Source organism: Flavobacterium sp. ARAG 55.4 (genome assembly GCF_051846875.1).
Taxonomy (GTDB): domain Bacteria; phylum Bacteroidota; class Bacteroidia; order Flavobacteriales; family Flavobacteriaceae; genus Flavobacterium; species Flavobacterium plantiphilum.
The window spans coordinates 63,416-81,412 of the sequence record NZ_JBPYCT010000001.1; the positions used below are offsets into that span (position 1 = coordinate 63,416).

Consider the following 17,997-nt stretch of genomic DNA (forward strand, 5'->3'; position numbering starts at 1 on the left):
TTTATTTCAGATTCTGAAACAAGTTCAGAATGAAGCTGAGATTATACCCAACGAACCTGAGCGAGTAATGTTGCTAAGGGAAATAAGGATAAATTAGTAGTTAAAACTGTTGATTTATTTATTGAACAATTTATTACATAACAAAAAGAATAATTCCCCCTTTTATTCGTAAAAAAACAATTACGGATGAAAACTTTTTTTTCCAGCCGAAAAGGCATAAAGGCACAAAGTTTAAGGTTTTTGATGTCTCTTTTCTTTTCTCTTTTCTCTTTTCTCTCTTTTTCTCAGGTAAAGGATACCACTAAGGTAAATCAACTTGATGAGGTTTTGGTTTCAGCAGTTCGTGTCACCACAAAAACTCCGGTGAGCTTTTCTAATTTGGACAAAAAAGAAATAGCTCCACGCAATTTAGGACAGGATATTCCAGCTTTGATGAATTATTTGCCTTCGGTGGTGAGTACATCTTACGCAGGAAATGGAATTGGTTATGCGGGAATTCGTGTTCGTGGTAGTGATGCTACCCGTGTGAATATTACAGTTAATGGAATTCCGTATAATGATTCGGAAAGTCACGGAACTTTTTGGGTAAACATGCCTGATTTTGCCTCTTCGGTAGAGAATATGCAATTACAACGCGGAGTAGGAACTTCCACTAATGGATCGGGGGCTTTTGGTGCAAGTTTGAATTTATTAACCGATGCTTATTCAAAAAAGAGCAGTGGCGAAATTGCTAATTCTTTTGGAAGTTTTAATACCAGAAAGCATACAGTAAAATTTAGTTCCGGTTTAATGAATGATCATTTCGAATTAGCTGGACGTTTGTCGGCTTTAAAATCAGATGGTTATGTTGACAGAGCAAGTTCTGATTTAAAGTCTTATTTTTTACAGGGAACTTATGTGGGCAAAACCACTCTGATTAAAGCCTTGGCTTTTGGAGGAACGGAAAAAACATACCAAGCCTGGAACGGAATTGATGGTGCTACTTTGGCTTCTGACAGAACTTTTAATTTTGGAGGAATTTATACAGATGAATCCGGGAATACTCGTTTTTATGACAACGAAACCGATAATTACCAACAAGACCATTACCAGTTGCATTGGAACGAGAAATTTTCCTCTAACTGGAATACCAATTTGGCTTTTCATTATACTAAAGGAAAAGGTTACTACGAGAATTACAAAGAAGACGCTGATTTTGGAGATTATGGTTTAAATCCTGTAGGATCAGAGGTTACAACTGATTTAGTGCGCCAAAAATGGCTGGACAATGATTTTTACGGGACTACTTTTTCGGCAAATTATAAAAATGAAGCGTTGGATGTTATTTTAGGCGGAGGCTGGAATAAATATGAAGGCGATCATTTTGGAAAGGTAATTTGGGCACGATTTGCTTCTCAAAGCGAATTAGGAGATCGCTATTATGAAGACTTTGCTTCAAAAACGGATGGGAATGTTTTTGCAAAAATCAATTATCAAATTGGAAATTTTGTCAATGTTTATGTTGATGCACAGTATAGAAATGTACACTATAAGGCCAATAGCGCAGAAACAGGATTGGTAAATGATAATTTTAATTTCTTTAATCCTAAAGCGGGTTTGAATTTTACGTTAAACAATAAAAATGCTGTGTATGTGTCTTATGCCAGAGCTAATCGTGAACCAAACCGAACGGATTATGAAGGCGTAAATGTGAAACCGGAAAGAATGGATGATTTTGAATTGGGTTGGCGATTTTTAACTCCAAAAACACAGATAAATATCAACGGTTATTATATGAAATACAAAGACCAGTTGGTTTTAACAGGTGAGTTGGATGATGTAGGAAATCCGGTTCGAACTAATGTGGGCGAAAGTTATCGCTTAGGTTTAGAGGTTGATGCGAGTTTTCAATTGGATAAAAAATGGACAATCCGACCTAATTTTACCTTGAGTGATAATAAAAATATTGATTTTGTATTGGATAGCGGAAACGGTACAGCTAATTTAGAGAATACTAATATTGCTTTTTCCCCTAAATTAATTGCAGCTAACAGTCTTGTATTTTCTCCTTTAGCAAATTTGCAATTGAACCTGTTGTCTAAATTTGTGGGAAGTCAATATTTGAACAATATGAATGACGGACAAGGAAAGTTGAATGATTATTTTGTAAACGATTTTAATGCTACTTACACTATTTTTCCTAAAAGCGTTTTTAAATCAATTACAATAAGTGTATTGGCAAATAATTTTGCAAATAAACATTATGTTTCGGATGGAGCTGATTATGGTGGAGGTTATGTTTATTATTATCCCCAAGCCGGAGCTAATTTCCTGGCCGGACTTAACCTGAAGTTTTAATTTGTAGTTTATATTTTTAAAAAGCCTGAAATGTTTAAACTTTCAGGCTTTTTGCTTTTAATTATATATTCTCAGGATATTTCCGCTTTTCTCAACCCGATATTGTTTCAAAGGATATTTTGATTTTCCCAGACCTGTAAATAAGCTGTATTCTTCATCATCACAGGGGCAAACTACATTAATCCCATCCAGAGTTAATGTAGAACAACTGCTCAGTGGCTGATTAGGACAGGCAGCATCAAAGGCATTGTATCCGGATCCGGTATTAAAAACATAAATCCCTTTCGGACCTACTTCGGGACCGGAATAATAAACAGCATTAACTGGGGTTGTAAGATTTGAATACTGTGGTAAACTCAAGTTAAATGTTACTGAAAAATTGTAATTTGGAATATAAGGATTGTTATTATTGAACCCATTATCTGAACACGAAAAAAACAAAAGACTGATTAGAAAAAGAGAGATAATTTTTTTCATATTTTTAATTTGTAAAAGTATTAGTGAAACAAATTTAATTTATTTACATTTGAAATAATAATGGTTAACATATAATTATACACTATAAAAAAATATATTATCTTTGTGGAAAGAAATCCCGTTCCGATGGGATTTTTTCTATTTTATAAAATGATGAAGTTATGAGTACAGTATCTTATTACACAGCAGAAGGACTTAAAAAATTAAGAGAAGAATTAGATTATTTGAAGACAGTGATGCGTCCAAAAGCATCTCAGGATATAGCCGATGCAAGAGATAAAGGAGACTTATCTGAGAATGCAGAATACGATGCTGCAAAAGAGGCACAGGGAATGTTAGAAATGAAAATAGCCAAGTTGGAGGAAATTCATGCTAATGCCCGATTAATTGATGAGTCAAATCTTGATTTGTCAAAGGTTTTGGTATTGTCAAGTGTAAAAATCAAAAATCAGGCAAATGGTATGGAAATGAAATATACTCTGGTTGCCGAAAGTGAAGCCGATTTAAAAACAGGAAAAATTTCTGTTACTTCTCCTATTGGTAAAGGATTGTTAGGAAAATCAATAGGCGAAGTGGCTGAAATTAAAGTGCCAAACGGTGTTTTGAAATTTGAAATTTTAGAAATTACAAGAGAGTAAATATTTTAAAAGTTTAACCGTTTATTTGTTTAATCGGTTAAGCGGATAAACGATTAAACAACTAAACAATGTCATCAATATTCACCAAAATAATAAACGGAGAAATTCCATGTTATAAGATTGCTGAAGACGATAACTATTTTGCATTCTTAGATATTAATCCTAATGCAAAAGGACATACTTTATGCATTCCTAAATTTGAAATCGATAAGATTTTTGATATGGATGAAGCGCATTATTTAGGATTGATGCATTTTTCCAGAAAAGTGGCTAAGGCTTTAGAAAAAACAGTTCCGTGCAATAGAATAGCTATTTCAGTTATCGGACTGGAAGTGCCTCATGCCCATGTTCACCTGATTCCGTTAAACAGTATGGAAGATATACGCTTTCAGAAAAAAGTGCAATTGAGTAAAGAAGAATTTGAAAATCTGGCTCAGGAAATCAGAGCTAATTTGTAGTTTTAGTTGTCGCCCTGATAAACATAATATAAATCGTTTAGAGAATTTCTTTAAACGATTTTTTTTATTGATTTTTCAGCATCAGATAATTTTAACTAAGCTTTTTAAAACTCATTTGCATCGTAGTGCCTTTACCTATTTCGGAATGTAAGACTTTAATGTTTCCTTTGTGGTATTCTTTTACAATTCGTTTGGTCAACGAAAGCCCTAATCCCCAGCCTCTTTTTTTAGTCGTAAATCCCGGTTCAAAAATGGTTTGGAATTGTTTTTTAGAGATTCCGCTGCCAGTATCCGAAATATTTATTTTTACATACACAGGATCTTCCAGTATTAAAACGGTAATTTTTCCTTTACCTTTCATTGCATCAATAGCGTTTTTAATCAGGTTTTCTATAGTCCAGCTATGTAAAACAGGATTGAGCATCGTGTAAATTGGTGACTTGGGACTTTCGAAAGAAAATTCCAGCTGTTTAGAAAAACGTGATTGCAGATAGTTATAAGTTTGCAATGTTTCGTTTGTAATATTTCTTTTTTCTAAAACCGGTTCTGAACCTATTTTAGAAAAACGATCAGTAATCGTTTGCAGGCGGTCAATGTCTTTTTCTATTTCAGCTGTTGTGGTTTCGTCAATATTTTCACTTTTTAAAATTTCGACCCAACCAATTAAGGAGGAAAGTGGTGTGCCTATCTGATGGGCGGTTTCCTTAGCCATTCCTGCCCAGAGTTTATTTTGAGTAGCAATTTTAGTACTGCGGTAGAAATAATAAATCAAGGCCGAAAACAGGAAAATAATCAACAGCAAAGCAATAGGATAATATTTAAGCTTATTCAGTAAAGCGGAGTTTCCATAATACCATTTTTGAAATTTGTCAGGAGCATACTCAATAATAATCGGTTCATTTTCTTTTTTTAAGTTAGCTAAAAATGCCATCGATTTCACCTTGTCTTTTACAATGCTTTCCTCAATGTTGAGGGTGTTAATGATACTGTCATTTTCAGTGAGTATAACCGGAATGGAATTATTATTATTAAAAATTTGAAGCGGGAGTTCCACATCCGTATTTTCATCAGCGTTAATGAGCGTTTTTTGGGCTTTAGCCAAAAGATTCATTTTCAGACGTTCCTCGTTTTTAAAAATCTGAAAAAAAGTATAAGTATTCCAAAGAATAATCGAAATGATGAAAAATGAAGCAAAAACAAGAATCCATCGTCCGGTATTTCTTTTGTCAGAAAATTGCATACGTAATATTTTGGAGTATAAATATAACGAAATATACCGTCATATTATTTTAGTTTTTTTAAGTTTTATAAACGAATGTAAATCATGAGAAAGCTCTCAAATGTAGCTGTTCATCAGAGAATTAAAAATTAAAATGGAAATTGTAAAACAAACATTATTATCGGTTAAAAGAAGTTACTATATTTGTATATTCAATGTTTTTCTGTAAAAAAGTTTTTTCTTTTGAAGTTAAAAGGCTTAAATGAAAATGATATACTTCTGATTAGAAGTGCTTTTGGAAAAATAATAATCAATAACAATTAAAATAACGAAGATGGAAGTTACAGGAAAAATTAGAGTTGTTAATCCGGAACAACAAGTTAGTGCATCATTTAAAAAGAGAGAATTAGTTGTTACAACAGATGAGCAATATCCACAACATATTTTGATAGAGTTCACTCAGGATAAATGTGATTTATTGAATAACTATTCTATTGGAGAACCTGTAAAAGTTTCAATCAATTTAAGAGGAAGAGAATGGGTTAATCCACAAGGAGAAACAAGATTTTTTAACAGTATTCAGGGATGGAGAATTGAGAAACTGGCTACCGAAGCTCCGGCTGCGCCAATTCCTGCTGCACCGGCTTTTGCACCGGCAACAAACTTAAACGAAGATGAACCGGACGATTTACCGTTTTAATTCAAAACATACAGAAACAAGGCCCTGATGATTCAGGGCTTTTTTTTGCCTTAAAACGAAGGTTTAATAAGTATTCCAAGTCCTTTTTGACTTCCTATCTGAGGATAAATAAATGCTGAGGTTTCATTCTTTTTTCCAAAATAAATTTTTTGGAGCGGATTATAATAAGAAACGATAGTCCCGAAAGCAAGTCCAATTCCGGCTCCTGTAAGAATATCTGAAGTATAATGTTTGTTGTTTGCTACACGCAATATCCCGGTAGCAGTCGCAAATACAAAACCGCTGCTGGCATACCAAAAATCAGCATCTTTGTATTCCTGATATAAAAGCGCTGCATGTGTAAAAGCTATTGCGGTATGACCTGATGGAAAACTCAATTGATTTGAACTATCAGGGCGATGTGCTTTTACTGAATTTTTTATTGCTGTAACTATAATATAACTGATAGCATCGGCAGCAACAACATCAATAGTCTGATGCATGACAGTGTTTTTTGGTTTAAATCCTAAAAGTTTTCCGGTGTACATTTGTACTAAAGGAACAAAAACGGTAAAATTATCTGCTCCGGTACGAAAATCTGAACCAAAAAAGGATTGTGATTCTTTTTGAAGGTCTTTGTTAAGTTGCGTTTTAAATAATAAGACTCCTGAACCCATTAAAGCTGTAGGGATAAGGAGTGATTTGTAAGACAGCTTTTTAGCGCTAACAACGGAATCTATCGCTTGTCCATTTATTTTTAGAATCAAAAAAAAGAACATTACTACAAACAAAATGTTTCTCATCTAAATAAAATTAGAAGTTTATTAGGGCTAACCACATAAAGTAAATTACATTTGTCAAATGTAAGAGTATATCCTTTTAGAATAAAATAGTTATGTATTATTTATCCGAAGATTTATTTTTTCCACCCGTTCATTTAGCTCATTCTTCGGGAATTATTGGGTTAGGCGGTGATTTATCTCCAGAGCGATTGCAATTGGCCTATAAAAGCGGAATTTTTCCGTGGTTTGAAGATGGAGAACCTATTACCTGGTGGGCACCAAATCCCCGGATGGTATTGTTTTTGGAAGAGTTGATTGTTTCTAAAAGTATGCGGAATATCATCAACAGGAAAATCTTTCGTGTTACTTTTAATCAAAATTTCAGAGCTGTTATTTCTAATTGCCAACAAGTAAAAAGAGAAGGGCAAAACGGTACCTGGATTACTAATGACATGATTGAGGCTTATTGTAAACTACATGATCTGGGAATAGCTAAATCTGTTGAAGTTTTGGAAAACGACCAATTAGTGGGTGGTTTATACGGTGTTGATTTAGGTCATGTTTTTTGTGGCGAAAGTATGTTTTCATTGGTATCCAATGCTTCAAAAGTGGCTTTTATTTTTTTGGTAAACCAATTAAAAATGGAGAATTACAAACTTCTTGATTGTCAGGTTTATAATGAACATTTAGAAAGTTTAGGCTGTCGCGAAATTGCCCGCGAGGAATTTATGGCTATTTTAAATAGTTTCTAATCCGGAGGCTATCAACTGCCATTGCAATTTCATTTGGTCTTCCCAAGGCATTGCATAAACTCCTTTGGACTCCATATCAATTTTTAATGCATCGGCAGAGACGGTGCCGGAAATTAAATCCGTTTTCCATTGGGTAAATTGGTCGCTCCATTGATTCAAATAGGTATCCGGCCACACTAATTTTCGTTCTTTTTTTGGAAAAATAAATAAAGGCATTTCAGAAACTAAGGTCAAACAATCTCCGCCTAAACTTCTGATGGATTCCATCGAACTGGCATGAAATTGTGTTGCTGTTTTAGTATCGCCAATATTTAAAAAATGTTCCCGCATTTTACCTCCATCAGGTCTGGTACAAAATCCTTCATCAATTCTCGAAAATCCTTTTTCTCCACTGCGATCTAAATCATACAAGTTATACCCCAATTCTTTTGTTTTAGCTTTACATTTCTGTCTTAGTTGTTGCGTTCTTTCTATCCAGTCTTCATCAATTAAAAACCAGGCACCATAACTGGATTTCATTCCGTGAAGTGAAGCATGTAGCGAAAAAGGAGCATTTGCAGTTTTCCAAAATTCATAAACCGTAGTATTCTCAGGACGCAAAGCAGGAATTTTGCCTTCAATTGGGTAGCCAAATTCTAAATCACGGCCGGGTAATTCCCGTTGTACATGAAGTAAATATTGGTCTAAATCAGTTTTTGAATCCGTGTAATGATACCATTTTAGGTTTTGTTTTTCACCATCGGGATTGGTGTGAGGAACAATCCACCAACTGAATTTTTCAAATAATGGGTGGTTTTCAGAAAGTGAAGAGAAGTAAGATACTAATTTTTTCAAAAGTAACGGACCTATCGGTTCGTCAGCATGATTTCCCGCAATAAGACTAATGTTTTTATTGCCTTTTCCAAAACGAAATCCTTCTATTGTTTGTCCCTCAACAGAAGTACCAATTTTAATTCCTTCTATTTTTTCTAAAGGAGCTTTCAGTATCGAATCGATATAATCGTATGCTTTCATGATGTTTATTTAGGAAGTATAAAGATACAACGGAATCATAAATAGCTTTTGATTTTTAAATTTAAATTAAAAATTCAGTTTTGTAAAACTCCAATCTAAGGTTTTGTAAAGAACCAATTGGTTTTTCAAACTCGGTAAACCGATAATTAGTTTTAAAGTTTCGTGTGCCATCATCGTTCCAATCATGCCCGGTAAAGTCCCTAAAACGCCGTTAAAGCTACAATTGGGTACGTCTTTGGGATTAGGTGGTTCTGGAAATAAATCACGTAAATTTTTACTTCCCTGATGATTAAAAACCGCAAGTTGCCCTTCGAATCCCAGAATGCTGCCATAAACCAAAGGTTTTTCCAACCTTACACAAGTATCGTTGACTAAATAGCGCGTACTAAAATTATCCGATCCATCCACTACAATATCAAAATCAGCAATAATTCTGGCAGCATTTTCTACAGTCAGTTTTTCTTCAAATGCTAAAACTTTTATTAATGGATTTAGTTTTTCAACGGTTTCTTTCGCGGTCAAAGCTTTCGATAAACCCACTTGATTTTCGGTATAAAGAATTTGGCGATGTAAATTATGAATTTCGATTTTGTCAAAATCCACAATGCCAATAGTTCCCACTCCGGCGGGAGCTAAATATTGTAAAATAGGACAGCCTAAACCGCCTGCGCCAATCACCAATACTTTGGCGTTTTTTAATTTTTTCTGCCCTTCTTCACCAATTTCAGGTAAAATGACTTGTCTGTTGTATCGTAAAAAATCCTGTATAATGCTCATTTTTTAAGTCTTAAAGTAATGAAGTCGAAAGTTATAAAGTCAAAATAATGTTTAATGTAAAACCGAATTTTCTTTAAGACTTTCGACTTTCGACGTTTGACTAAAAGTTCTGTCCCAATCTTTCCAAACGGGTTCGTATCCTCTTTGACTGATAATTGTTGCTATTTCAGCAACCGAACGTTCGTCGCTAATTTCGAATTGTTCCAATGATTGTGGGTCTACCACATAACCACCTGGATTGGTTTTAGAACCAGCGCTCATACTGGTTGTTCCAAGTGGGATAATATTGTTTCTGAATTTTTCGTTCTCACGGGTCGAAATTGAAATTTCTAAATCTTCATTCCACAAACGGTAGGCACAAATAAGTTGCGTCAAATCTTTGTCATCCATGATGAAATTGGGTTCGATAATGCCTTCTGCAGGACGCAATCGAGGGAAGGAAACAGAATATTTAGTTTGCCAATAGGTTTTTTGCAAATAATCCAAATGCAAAGCATTGAAAAAACTATCTGTTCGCCAATCCTCTAACCCCAATAAAACACCTAAGCCTATTTTGTGAATGCCGGCTTTCCCAATTCGGTCCGGCGTATCTAATCTAAAATCAAAATTCGATTTCTTGCCTTTAGTATGGTATTTTTTATACACTTCCTGATGATAGGTTTCCTGATACACTAGAACGGAATACACACCGGCTTGATGCAATTGTTCGTATTCTTCCTGAGAAAGGGGTTGCACTTCAACGGAAATAATGGAAAAATCAGTTCTGATTTGCTCGATTGCATTCAGGAAGTAATTAATATTTACGGTGTAATTAGCTTCTCCGGTTACCAATAAAACATGGTCAAATCCTGCTTTTTTCAATGCTTCGACTTCTAATTTTATTTCAGAATCGGTCAGGGTTTTACGTTTGATTTTGTTATCCAGACTAAAACCGCAATAGGTACAGATGTTTTGGCATTCGTTACTAAGGTATAACGGAGCATACATTTGGATGGTTTTTCCAAAACGTTTCTTGGTCAATTCATGACTTATTTGCGCCATTTGTTCTAAATAAGGTTGCGCTGCTGGAGAAATCATCGCCAAAAAATCATCAAGATTTCTTTTGGATTTAGCTAATGCTTGTTCTACCTGCTTAGCTGTAGTAGCATAAATTTGGGATTGAATTTCGTTCCAATTATATTGCTCGAAAGTAGATTTGAAGTTTGTCATTTTATTTTTTAAACACAAAGAGCACTAAGATATTTCACAAGTAACACAAAGCTTAGTGAACTTAGCCGTTAAGAAAATTACTCATATAAAAAAGCGGTCAAAGGACTGGAAGCAACTGCCTGAGAATATTGTTGTCCCAGTTTAGCTTCAAAAGCTTTCCTTCCTGCAATAACAGCTTCTTTGAATGCTTCCGCCATCAATTTTGGGTTTCCGGCTACTGCAATGGCGGTGTTGACTAAAACGGCATCAGCACCCATTTCCATTGCTTTTGCCGCATCCGAAGGAGCTCCAATTCCAGCATCAATAATCACAGGAACCTTAGATTGTTCGATAATGATTTCCAGAAAATCAATGGTTTTTAATCCTTTATTACTGCCAATAGGAGAACCAAGCGGCATTACGGCAGCTGTACCCGCATCTTCTAATCGCTTGCATAAAACCGGATCAGCATGAATGTAAGGCAAAACGATAAACCCCAGTTTTGCTAATTCCTCAGTGGCTTTTAAAGTTTCAATAGGATCCGGTAAAAGATACCTTGGGTCGGGATGGATTTCCAGTTTGAGCCAGTTTGTTTCCAAAGCTTCCCTGGCTAACTGAGCCGCAAAAACAGCTTCTTTTGCATTTCTGGCTCCCGATGTATTGGGTAATAAATTGATTCGGGGGTGTTTTAAATGGGATAAAATTGCATCGGTTTCGGTTTCTAAATCAACACGTTTTAAGGCAACGGTCACCAGTTCGCTTCCGGATGCTAAAATGGCCTCTTCCATTTGGGCATTCGAACCAAATTTTCCTGTTCCTAAGAATAAGCGGGATTCAAAAGTTTTGTCTCCAATATTAAATGGTTGCATATAATTTCTTGTTTAAATCATTAATTAATTGTACAGGATTTTTACTTTCTGTAATCAATCCCGAAACAGCTATTCCGTGTATTCCTGTTTTCAGGATGTTTTCGGTATTTTCTAAAGTAATACCTCCAATAGCATAAATAGGAATTTTGATATTTTCAGTGTTTAATTTGTTCAGGATGGAAGTATAACCCTCCAGTCCTAAAACAGGACTTAAATTTTCTTTTGTTACGGTATATTGAAAAGGACCAAGTCCAATGTAATCACATTTTTCTTCAATTCTTTGCAAAACATCTTCTATGGTATTAGCTGTTCCTCCAATAATTTTTTCGTAGCCTAAAATGGTTCTTGCTTCTTCCACTTTCATATCAGACAGCCCTAAATGAACTCCATCGGCATGAATTTCTTTTGCTAAATGGACATTGTCGTTAATTATAAAAGTAGCATTGTTCACATCACACAGCTTTTTTGTATATTCAGCTAAAGTATACAATTGCAATTCAGGTGCATTTTTAAATCGCAGTTGTATCCAGTTACAGCCACCTTCGAGTGCTTTTCTAATATTGTCTAACTGTTCTTCACTTGTTTGTCCTTGCGAAATGTATTGTAATTTCTTATTCATAATGATATCCAATTAAATTGTAGGTTGATTTGAGGTAATTTTCGACATACCTTTTAGCATAACGGCAAGAAGTTGTTAAATCTTGTCCTAATGCCAGATTAGCTGTAACAGCAGATGACAAAATGCAACCTGAACCGTGCTTTTTAGGGAGTGAATTTTCATCCGTTGAAAGCTTTATGAACTCATTTTTCAGATATAAATAATCAACACCAATTTCTTCCTGACGATGACCGCCTTTGAGTAAAACGGCACAGTAGACCGACAGTTCAGCTGCAATAAAATCAGCGTCCTTTTCCTCAGAAGACAATTTTAAAATCTCATTGTAATTAGGTGTAATCAGGTCAATTTTTTTTAAAACAGCAATCAGATTATTTTGGTTTTGGATGTTTAAAAAGTTAAATTCAGTGGTTGATTTTAAAACAGTGTCCCAAATAATTTTTGTCTTTGGCGAAAGCTTTTTTATCAAAAAGATAATTGATTTTAAGTATTCTAAACTGGGAGTGATACCTATTTTTACCGCTTTGATTTCATAAGAATCAAATAAAGTTTTGATAGATTGCAATACAAACTCAATAGTTGTCCATTCAATGGCAACAAATTTATCTTCGGTCTGAATGGTATTGGCTGTATTGATGGCAAGGCCATATACTTTATGCTGCTCAAATGTTTTTATATCAGCGAGGACGCCTGCACCAGCCGAAGGATCAAAACCTGCAATACTTAGAACGAATGGGCGATTTGTTGACATAATAAGAAATTTTTAACGGGTTTTTCTGAATTCCAAATAGTTCCTAAGAGTGCTACGTCATCAAAACCATGTTCTAAAGTTTGTTTTACATTTGCTGCCGAAATTCCCCCTAGAGCAACCAGTTTCGTGTTGAAATTGGTTCTTTTTTTTACTTCTTCGAACAAATCTGTTTTCGAAATATAGTTTTCCTTGGAAATTGAAGGGAAAACAGGACTCAAAAATGCATATTCGTAGTCGTCGTTTGAAAGCGTATTAAATTCAGCTGTCGAATGAGTTGATGTTGAAATAATCCCATCAGGGTTCGAAACTCTGATAGAGTTGGTTCTGGCTTTTTCAGTGAAATGAATTCTGTTTATTCCTAAATCTTCGGCTAAATGATGATGGCTATGCAAAACCAGTTTTTGACTATATTTCAATCCAATTGAATTTACAAAATTTTTTATTTCTCTTTCGGAAAAATTTGGTTTTCGAATATGAAATAGCTCCATTCCTTCTTCAAAAAGAGCATGAATGGTATTAATTTCGTTTGCTATCGCAGTTGGATTGGATATAATTATCATTTTAAGAATTTAGAATATAGAACATAGAAAAGAGAGAATAGACAGTAATCGAAAATAAATCAAATCTATATTCTCTTCTCTATGTTCTTTTTTCTTTTTATACGTAAATCTCTTTTCCTTGCTCAATAAATTCCTCTGATTTCTCCTGCATTCCTTTTTTAGCTTCTTCCACATCACGAATTTCCTGTGATATTTTCATGGAACAGAATTTTGGTCCACACATCGAGCAAAAATGCGCTACTTTAGCTCCATCAGCAGGTAAGGTTTCGTCATGGAATTCACGTGCTGTATCTGGGTCTAATGAAAGGTTGAATTGATCTTCCCAACGGAATTCAAAACGGGCTTTACTTAAGGCGTTATCACGGTATTGCGCTCCCGGATGACCTTTGGCTAAATCGGCAGCATGAGCAGCAATTTTATAAGTAATCACACCATCTTTTACATCTTTTTTGTTGGGTAAACCAAGGTGTTCTTTTGGAGTTACATAGCACAACATCGCACAGCCATACCAACCAATCATCGCTGCTCCAATAGCTGAGGTAATGTGATCATAACCCGGAGCAATATCAGTAGTTAATGGTCCAAGAGTGTAAAACGGAGCTTCAGAACAATGTTCCAATTGCTTGTCCATATTTTCTTTAATCATGTGCATCGGTACGTGTCCTGGTCCTTCAATAAAGACCTGAACATCATGTTTCCAGGCAATTTTAGTCAATTCGCCCAAAGTCTCTAATTCGGCAAACTGAGCGGCATCATTTGCATCGGCAATAGAACCCGGACGTAAACCATCACCAAGAGAGAAAGCTACATCGTATTGTTTCATGATTTCGCAGATTTCTTCAAAATGCGTGTACAGGAAATTTTCTTTGTGGTGAAACAAACACCATTTAGCCATAATCGAGCCTCCACGAGAAACGATTCCCGTAACACGATTGGCAGTTAAATGAATGTATCTTAAAAGAACTCCGGCGTGAATGGTGAAATAAGAAACGCCTTGTTCTGCCTGTTCGATCAGTGTATCACGGAATACTTCCCAAGTTAAATCTTCAGCAATTCCATTTACTTTTTCAAGAGCCTGATAAATTGGCACCGTTCCAATTGGCACGGGTGAATTTCGGATAATCCATTCTCTGGTTTCGTGGATGTTTTTTCCGGTCGATAAATCCATAATGGTATCGGCTCCCCAACGGCAAGCCCAAACCGCTTTTTCAACTTCTTCTTCGATAGATGAAGTCACAGCACTATTTCCAATATTAGCATTAATTTTTACCAGAAAATTACGTCCCACGATCATCGGTTCACTTTCAGGGTGGTTGATGTTGTTAGGAATAATGGCACGACCAGCGGCAATTTCAGAGCGTACAAATTCGGCAGTGATTTTGTTTTTTGGTGTGTTAGCGCCAAAACTATGACCTGGATGTTGGCATTGCATGGCCTTAGTTTGATTTTCTATTTGCTCAATACGTTGGTTTTCACGAATGGCTATGTATTCCATTTCAGGAGTAATAATTCCTTTTTTGGCATAGTGCAATTGTGAAACATTGGCTCCTTTTTTAGCACGCATCGGTTTGTGCAGGTATTCAAAACGCAAATGATTCAGTTTCTCATCATGCAATCGTTCCTTTCCGTAATTAGAAGTGATTTCGGTTAATTCTTCTACATCACCACGGTCTAAAATCCATTGTTCGCGAATGCGAGGTAATCCTTTTCTAACATCTATTTCAATATTCGGATCCGTGTAAGGTCCTGATGTATCGTAAACGGTTACCGGTGGATTATGTTCAACACCACCTTTGGATAATTTAGTGTCAGATAATTTGATTTCGCGCATCGCCACTTTTATTGGGTGGATTTCACCATCGATATATACTTTGGTCGAATTTGGAAAAGGTTGTCTGGATATTTGTTCTTCGTTTGTCATATTTTTTTAATTGAAAGATTTAATGATTAAAAAATTGAAAGATTGAAGAAGTGGATTTGATGAATATTTTAATCCTTAAATTTTTCAATCTTTAAATTAAAATATTAGCCGCCCTGAGTGGCAGAAATTATTAGAATGTCGTCAGTTTCATTGAGGAATTGAGAATCCCAATTGGATTTAGGGATTACATTGTTGTTGACAGCTACTGCAATGCCATTTTGTTTTTGTGGAATTTCAATATCGAGCAGTGCTTGGATGCTTAGTGCATTTGCCTGAAATTGTTTGATTTGGTTGTTGATTTTTAGTTCCATTCCTTTCATTTTTTAGATAAAAAATACTTTAGGAATGGCTACAATTGCCCAAAAATGGGACTATGGAAGTCATCTTACTTTTCCCTACGCTGGTATTAACCAGATCAGGTTCAGAGGGTAAAATCTCAGCCTTTTTCCGAATTCTCGGAGCAGACACCCCTAAAGTGTGAGACAAATGTAATCAAAAAGATAGAAATAGATGCTCCGGAATCAGAAGTTTAACAATTTTGTGCAGAATATTTGTAAACCGAAACAGCTTATTGGATCCTTGTCCAGCAGCTTTCTACGTGATCATTGACCATTCCTGTTGCCTGCATATGAGCATAAACAACCGTAGAACCAACAAATTTAAATCCCCGTTTTTTTAAATCTTTGCTAATCGTATCCGAGAGTGGAGTAGTGGCGGTAACGTCTTTCAGTGTTTTGGGTTTATTGTCAATAGGTTTACCGTCTGTAAAACCCCAGATGTATTTAGAAAAACTACCATATTCTTCTTGGATTTTTATGAAATTTTGTGCGTTAGTTACTGCCGAATAGACCTTTAATTTGTTACGGATAATACCGGGGTTTAATAGCAATTCCTGAATTTTATCATCAGAATAAAGGGCTATTTTTTTATAATCGAAATTATCAAATGCTTTACGGAAGTTTTCTCTTTTATTGAGAATAGTAATCCAGCTTAATCCAGCCTGAAAGGTTTCCAGTAGTAAAAATTCGAATAAAGTGGCATCATCATAAACAGGTTTTCCCCATTCCTGATCGTGGTATTCTTTGTATAAATCGCTGGATAAACACCAGCTGCATCTGTTTTTTTCTTCCATGATTACGGTTTGTGAATGTATTTTTCAATAATTGAATGACCTAAATATATTAAAGGGGTTAGTAAAACCGCAATGATTAATTTTACAAAATAACCTGTAAATGCTGAGGAAATATATTGTTCGGTGGTGATTTTTCCGGTCATCCAAAAAGCAATTCCAAGGACAATAAAACTATCAAATAACTGAGAAACAACGGTAGATCCTGTACTTCTCAGCCAAATCATTTTGTTTCCTGTTTTGTTTTTAAAAAAATGGAAAATAGTGACATCGATTAGTTGTGAAACAAGAAAGGCAGTGATACTCCCTACAATAATCCACATACTTTGTCCAAAAATACCATTAAATTGCGCATCACTGACCAGTCCTTCTCCTTTTACAGCAGGGATTTTTAAAGCAAAATAGAGTAAAATAAAGCAATAAGAAATCAGGCAGGCTGTGATAACGGAGAGTTTTTTTACTTCTTTTTGACCAAAATATTCATTAATTAAATCAGTAGTTAAAAAAACCACCGGCCACGGTAGGATTCCAATGCTCATTAGATAAGGACCAATATAAATAAGTTTTCCTCCTATTAATTCGGCTACAATAGCATTCGTTATAAAAATTCCGGCAAGAATGACAAATACAGTGTCTTTTCTGGATTGTGACATAGTAACAATTTGTATTCAAATTTAGACTATTATTTTGAAAAGACATAAAAAAAGAAATCCATCTCATGTAAAACGAGATGGATTTGTATGGGGAAATTTTAGGTGTTTTTTGATTATCCTAAAGTAACTCTTTTGAAACCTGTAATTTCAACATTGAATCCTTTAACATAGTCAGCTACTTTTTTACTGTCATCTTTGATAAAGTTTTGATCCAATAAAGCTTTTTCCTGATCTAAAGTAGTGTTGTCAGAGATGAAACGTTGTACTTTTCCAGGAATAATTTTATCCCAAATTTGCTCTGGTTTACCTTCTGCTTTTAATTCAGCTTTAGCATCTTCTTCAGCTTGTTTGATAACTTCGTCAGTTAATTGAGCGAAAGAAATATATTTAGGAACATTTTTCAAAGTTTTACCTAAACGTTTTGCTTCTTCATTTTCTTTTTCAATTACTGCAATACGAGCATCTAGTTCAGCAGCGATGAAAGCAGGATCAAAATCTTTGTAAGATAATGTGTCAGCTCCCATAGAAGCAACTTGCATAGAGATATCTTTAGTTAATGTCTCTGCGTTAGCAATTGGAGCAGAAATAGCTGTTAATGCAGCAATTTTGTTAACGTGAACATAAGATCCAACGTAAGCACCTTCTAAAATTTCAAAACCACCGATTTCGATTTTTTCACCGATAACTCCGGTTTGCTCAATTAATTTTTCAGCAACTGTAATTCCGTTGAAATCAGAAGCTAAGAAATCTTCTTTAGAAGAGAAATTGATTGCTTTTTCAACTAATTCTTTAGCTAAAGCTACGAATGTTTCGTTTTTACCTACGAAATCTGTTTCACAGTTTAATGTAATGATAGCTCCTTTAGTTTTGTCAGCATTAATAAAAGAAACAGCAGCTCCTTCAGAAGACTCACGGTCAGAACGGTTAGCGGCTACTTTTTGTCCTTTTTTTCTAAGGTTTTCAATAGCTTTATCGAAATCTCCTTCAGCTTCAACTAAAGCTTTTTTACAGTCCATCATTCCGGCACCTGTAGCTTGTCTTAATTTGTTTACGTCTGCAGCAGTAATTGTTGCCATAATATATCTTGTGTTTTAATGTTAAAAGTAAAAATTCCAATTTTCAAATCCCAAATCCCAACGTTATCAGATCGTTAAAAATCTGATTTTGGAATTTGGAA

Annotated in this window: 20 protein-coding genes and 1 riboswitch; of the genes, 5 read left to right on the forward strand and 15 right to left on the reverse strand. The window is 35.0% G+C overall.

Annotated features, from left to right (window positions below; all coding sequences use genetic code 11):
- Positions 1–186: 186 nt before the first annotated feature.
- Positions 187–2,337 carry a TonB-dependent receptor gene (locus ACSV4D_RS00315; protein ID WP_439226718.1) on the forward strand — a complete coding sequence of 717 codons (2,151 nt, stop codon included), beginning with the start codon at positions 187–189 and terminating at the stop codon, positions 2,335–2,337.
- Between the two features lie 57 nt (positions 2,338–2,394).
- Here ACSV4D_RS00315 and ACSV4D_RS00320 read toward each other — a convergent pair whose 3' ends face one another.
- Positions 2,395–2,814, reverse strand: coding sequence for a Rieske (2Fe-2S) protein (locus ACSV4D_RS00320; RefSeq protein ID WP_439226719.1), 420 nt, complete (start codon positions 2,812–2,814; stop codon positions 2,395–2,397).
- A 161-nt stretch (positions 2,815–2,975) separates the two neighbouring features.
- On the opposite strand from ACSV4D_RS00320, the gene greA reads away from it, so the two are divergent.
- Positions 2,976–3,452, forward strand: coding sequence for a transcription elongation factor GreA (gene greA / locus ACSV4D_RS00325; protein ID WP_035656904.1), 477 nt, complete (start codon positions 2,976–2,978; stop codon positions 3,450–3,452).
- A 68-nt stretch (positions 3,453–3,520) separates the two neighbouring features.
- On the forward strand, positions 3,521–3,910 hold the full coding sequence (locus ACSV4D_RS00330) for an HIT family protein (RefSeq protein ID WP_408080839.1): 390 nt from the start codon (positions 3,521–3,523) through the stop codon (positions 3,908–3,910).
- Positions 3,911–4,001: 91 nt separating this feature from the next.
- Here the strand turns inward: ACSV4D_RS00330 and ACSV4D_RS00335 are convergent, their stop codons facing one another.
- Positions 4,002–5,150, reverse strand: coding sequence for a sensor histidine kinase (locus tag ACSV4D_RS00335; protein ID WP_439226720.1), 1,149 nt, complete (start codon positions 5,148–5,150; stop codon positions 4,002–4,004).
- Between the two features lie 313 nt (positions 5,151–5,463).
- On the opposite strand from ACSV4D_RS00335, the gene ACSV4D_RS00340 reads away from it, so the two are divergent.
- On the forward strand, positions 5,464–5,829 hold the full coding sequence (locus ACSV4D_RS00340; protein WP_408080841.1) for a DUF3127 domain-containing protein: 366 nt from the start codon (positions 5,464–5,466) through the stop codon (positions 5,827–5,829).
- A gap of 50 nt (positions 5,830–5,879) precedes the next feature.
- Here ACSV4D_RS00340 and ACSV4D_RS00345 read toward each other — a convergent pair whose 3' ends face one another.
- The gene (locus ACSV4D_RS00345; protein WP_439226721.1) at positions 5,880–6,611 is read right to left on the reverse strand and encodes a phosphatase PAP2 family protein; all 732 of its coding nucleotides are present in this window, start codon (positions 6,609–6,611) and stop codon (positions 5,880–5,882) included.
- A gap of 92 nt (positions 6,612–6,703) precedes the next feature.
- Between ACSV4D_RS00345 and aat the strand changes: the two genes are divergently transcribed.
- On the forward strand, positions 6,704–7,342 hold the full coding sequence (gene aat / locus ACSV4D_RS00350; RefSeq protein WP_439226722.1) for a leucyl/phenylalanyl-tRNA--protein transferase: 639 nt from the start codon (positions 6,704–6,706) through the stop codon (positions 7,340–7,342).
- Here aat and ACSV4D_RS00355 read toward each other — a convergent pair.
- The 12 genes from ACSV4D_RS00355 to tsf form a co-directional block, all read right to left on the reverse strand.
- Positions 7,328–8,356, reverse strand: coding sequence for a M14 family zinc carboxypeptidase (locus ACSV4D_RS00355; RefSeq protein WP_439226723.1), 1,029 nt, complete (start codon positions 8,354–8,356; stop codon positions 7,328–7,330). The genes aat and ACSV4D_RS00355 overlap by 15 nt on opposite strands.
- 66 nt (positions 8,357–8,422) lie before the next feature.
- Entirely contained in the window at positions 8,423–9,133 is a 711-nt protein-coding gene (locus ACSV4D_RS00360; protein ID WP_408080845.1) for a HesA/MoeB/ThiF family protein, read from the reverse strand.
- Between the two features lie 51 nt (positions 9,134–9,184).
- Positions 9,185–10,342 carry a 2-iminoacetate synthase ThiH gene (gene thiH / locus ACSV4D_RS00365; protein ID WP_408080846.1) on the reverse strand — a complete coding sequence of 386 codons (1,158 nt, stop codon included), beginning with the start codon at positions 10,340–10,342 and terminating at the stop codon, positions 9,185–9,187.
- A 77-nt stretch (positions 10,343–10,419) separates the two neighbouring features.
- Positions 10,420–11,190 (reverse strand): thiazole synthase, encoded by a 771-nt coding sequence (locus ACSV4D_RS00370; protein WP_439226724.1) that lies wholly within the window; start codon positions 11,188–11,190, stop codon positions 10,420–10,422.
- Complete coding sequence (locus ACSV4D_RS00375; RefSeq protein WP_439226725.1) at positions 11,177–11,809, reverse strand: thiamine phosphate synthase; 633 nt, start codon at positions 11,807–11,809, stop codon at positions 11,177–11,179. Before ACSV4D_RS00375 ends, ACSV4D_RS00370 begins: the two co-directional genes overlap by 14 nt.
- Positions 11,802–12,557, reverse strand: coding sequence for a hydroxymethylpyrimidine/phosphomethylpyrimidine kinase (locus ACSV4D_RS00380; RefSeq protein ID WP_439226726.1), 756 nt, complete (start codon positions 12,555–12,557; stop codon positions 11,802–11,804). The genes ACSV4D_RS00375 and ACSV4D_RS00380 overlap by 8 nt, the downstream gene beginning before the upstream one ends.
- A complete protein-coding gene (locus ACSV4D_RS00385; RefSeq protein WP_439226727.1) occupies positions 12,530–13,117 on the reverse strand; it encodes a thiamine phosphate synthase in 588 nt (195 codons plus the stop codon). The genes ACSV4D_RS00380 and ACSV4D_RS00385 overlap by 28 nt, the downstream gene beginning before the upstream one ends.
- Positions 13,118–13,214: 97 nt before the next feature.
- Complete coding sequence (gene thiC, locus ACSV4D_RS00390; RefSeq protein WP_439226728.1) at positions 13,215–15,038, reverse strand: phosphomethylpyrimidine synthase ThiC; 1,824 nt, start codon at positions 15,036–15,038, stop codon at positions 13,215–13,217.
- Positions 15,039–15,142: 104 nt separating this feature from the next.
- Positions 15,143–15,349 (reverse strand): sulfur carrier protein ThiS, encoded by a 207-nt coding sequence (gene thiS, locus ACSV4D_RS00395; protein WP_408080852.1) that lies wholly within the window; start codon positions 15,347–15,349, stop codon positions 15,143–15,145.
- Between the two features lie 64 nt (positions 15,350–15,413).
- Positions 15,414–15,520: riboswitch (TPP riboswitch) on the reverse strand.
- Positions 15,521–15,606: 86 nt separating this feature from the next.
- Complete coding sequence (locus ACSV4D_RS00400) at positions 15,607–16,170, reverse strand: DNA-3-methyladenine glycosylase I (RefSeq protein ID WP_439226729.1); 564 nt, start codon at positions 16,168–16,170, stop codon at positions 15,607–15,609.
- A gap of 2 nt (positions 16,171–16,172) precedes the next feature.
- Positions 16,173–16,820 (reverse strand): queuosine precursor transporter, encoded by a 648-nt coding sequence (locus ACSV4D_RS00405; RefSeq protein ID WP_439226730.1) that lies wholly within the window; start codon positions 16,818–16,820, stop codon positions 16,173–16,175.
- 113 nt (positions 16,821–16,933) lie between these two features.
- On the reverse strand, positions 16,934–17,896 hold the full coding sequence (gene tsf, locus ACSV4D_RS00410; RefSeq protein ID WP_408080855.1) for a translation elongation factor Ts: 963 nt from the start codon (positions 17,894–17,896) through the stop codon (positions 16,934–16,936).
- Positions 17,897–17,997 lie beyond the last annotated feature (101 nt).

What these genes read in the sequence shown, in the direction of transcription:
- tsf (WP_408080855.1), bottom strand. Translation starts at nt 17,896, where the DNA reads ATGGCAACAATTACTGCTGCAGACGTAAACAAATTAAGACAAGCTACA.
- thiS (WP_408080852.1), bottom strand. Translation starts at nt 15,349, where the DNA reads ATGGAACTAAAAATCAACAACCAAATCAAACAATTTCAGGCAAATGCA.
- thiH (WP_408080846.1), bottom strand. Translation starts at nt 10,342, where the DNA reads ATGACAAACTTCAAATCTACTTTCGAGCAATATAATTGGAACGAAATT.
- ACSV4D_RS00370 (WP_439226724.1), bottom strand. Translation starts at nt 11,190, where the DNA reads ATGCAACCATTTAATATTGGAGACAAAACTTTTGAATCCCGCTTATTC.
- aat (WP_439226722.1), top strand. Translation starts at nt 6,704, where the DNA reads ATGTATTATTTATCCGAAGATTTATTTTTTCCACCCGTTCATTTAGCT.
- ACSV4D_RS00355 (WP_439226723.1), bottom strand. Translation starts at nt 8,356, where the DNA reads ATGAAAGCATACGATTATATCGATTCGATACTGAAAGCTCCTTTAGAA.
- ACSV4D_RS00375 (WP_439226725.1), bottom strand. Translation starts at nt 11,809, where the DNA reads ATGAATAAGAAATTACAATACATTTCGCAAGGACAAACAAGTGAAGAA.
- ACSV4D_RS00315 (WP_439226718.1), top strand. Translation starts at nt 187, where the DNA reads ATGAAAACTTTTTTTTCCAGCCGAAAAGGCATAAAGGCACAAAGTTTA.
- ACSV4D_RS00405 (WP_439226730.1), bottom strand. Translation starts at nt 16,820, where the DNA reads ATGTCACAATCCAGAAAAGACACTGTATTTGTCATTCTTGCCGGAATT.
- ACSV4D_RS00380 (WP_439226726.1), bottom strand. Translation starts at nt 12,557, where the DNA reads ATGTCAACAAATCGCCCATTCGTTCTAAGTATTGCAGGTTTTGATCCT.
- ACSV4D_RS00360 (WP_408080845.1), bottom strand. Translation starts at nt 9,133, where the DNA reads ATGAGCATTATACAGGATTTTTTACGATACAACAGACAAGTCATTTTA.
- ACSV4D_RS00345 (WP_439226721.1), bottom strand. Translation starts at nt 6,611, where the DNA reads ATGAGAAACATTTTGTTTGTAGTAATGTTCTTTTTTTTGATTCTAAAA.
- ACSV4D_RS00330 (WP_408080839.1), top strand. Translation starts at nt 3,521, where the DNA reads ATGTCATCAATATTCACCAAAATAATAAACGGAGAAATTCCATGTTAT.
- ACSV4D_RS00320 (WP_439226719.1), bottom strand. Translation starts at nt 2,814, where the DNA reads ATGAAAAAAATTATCTCTCTTTTTCTAATCAGTCTTTTGTTTTTTTCG.
- greA (WP_035656904.1), top strand. Translation starts at nt 2,976, where the DNA reads ATGAGTACAGTATCTTATTACACAGCAGAAGGACTTAAAAAATTAAGA.
- ACSV4D_RS00400 (WP_439226729.1), bottom strand. Translation starts at nt 16,170, where the DNA reads ATGGAAGAAAAAAACAGATGCAGCTGGTGTTTATCCAGCGATTTATAC.
- thiC (WP_439226728.1), bottom strand. Translation starts at nt 15,038, where the DNA reads ATGACAAACGAAGAACAAATATCCAGACAACCTTTTCCAAATTCGACC.
- ACSV4D_RS00335 (WP_439226720.1), bottom strand. Translation starts at nt 5,150, where the DNA reads ATGCAATTTTCTGACAAAAGAAATACCGGACGATGGATTCTTGTTTTT.
- ACSV4D_RS00385 (WP_439226727.1), bottom strand. Translation starts at nt 13,117, where the DNA reads ATGATAATTATATCCAATCCAACTGCGATAGCAAACGAAATTAATACC.
- ACSV4D_RS00340 (WP_408080841.1), top strand. Translation starts at nt 5,464, where the DNA reads ATGGAAGTTACAGGAAAAATTAGAGTTGTTAATCCGGAACAACAAGTT.